1 protein-coding gene is annotated in these 1,111 nt (G+C 66.7%); it reads right to left on the reverse strand.

All coding sequences use genetic code 11. From position 1 onward, the window contains the following. Nucleotides 1–311: 311 nt before the first annotated feature. Nucleotides 312–1,111 (reverse strand): NAD(P)-binding domain-containing protein (locus tag B073_RS42695; RefSeq protein WP_018537412.1); only part of this gene is annotated, 800 nt, incomplete at its 5' end.

Raw genomic sequence — 1,111 nt, forward strand, 5'->3', positions numbered from 1 at the left:
CGACACCTCCGCAGCGTCCGGGGTCGAGTTGCGATGCCAGTTGTCGGTCCACAGTGCAACTCCACACAATTGCAAGCGGCCCCAGAGTGCGTGTAGTTGGACGTGCAGAACCTGACATCCCCAACTTCCGTAACGTCCAGCTCTCCAACTTGGCCGACAACGCGGCCCGTTGGGCTCTGGCCGTCACCCCTCACGGAGGCGACAAGCGGCTCGCGCCGGGAGCCGCTCCGGCAAATGATCACCGACCACCTCCAGGCACAGCCCGACGAGTCACTCACCGCCATCGGATCGGCCGCATCATCGAGAAGTCCTCAGGCGCCATCGCCAACGACCTCGGCCTGCGCGGAGAAGCCGAGGTGTCCCAGGCCGGCCTGCTCGGCTTCCGTCATGTTGTCGATTGCCGCTGCGAGGACGTGTCCGCGGTAGCCGTCTTCTCGCAGAACGGCCAGGGCGACGCGGGCTCCTTCGGCATGGGTCGTGAGGGTCGCCTGGTCCGTCTCGTGCCTTCCAGTGGTGATCGCCTTGGTGACGGTTTTGGTGTCGTTGCGGAGGACTTCGATGGCCAGGTCGGTGAGGTCGTCCACGACGGTGGCGGGGATCCCGTTCCTCAGGACGTAGGTGGCTGCTTCGGCGTAGGCGGCCAGTGCGGTGATGAAGAATCCGCCGGCCAGTCCGACGTCCAGAAGGTTCGCGGCGGATGCCTGATCGGATACGTGGTGCGAGGTGTTGGCCAGGCTCATGAGTGTCTGTTGGTGTTCCGCCCAGGTGTCGGGCGGGCCGGAATAGAGGAGGGCTGCCTCGGGCGTTCCGATGTCCTGGGGGTGGCACAGAATGACGCCGTCGAGGTACGCGGCGCCGCGTTCGGTAGCCCACTGCTGCGCCTGCGCGGCTTGGCCCGGGGTGCCGCTGCCGAGGACGACGAGAGTGGTCCCGTGCCAGTCAGTGGCGGACTCGAGTACCTGAAGGGTGGCCTCGTAGGTGGCCAGACAGGCAATGACCAGGTGCGAGGAACGCACGGCTTCGCCGGCGGTGCGCGTTGGGGTGATGGAGTCACCGGCAAGGTCATGCGCGCGCCGGGCGGTGCGGTTCCAGACCGTGACCGAGTGTCCGT

It is taken from the genome of Streptomyces sp. MspMP-M5, assembly GCF_000373585.1.
Lineage (GTDB): Bacteria > Actinomycetota > Actinomycetes > Streptomycetales > Streptomycetaceae > Streptomyces.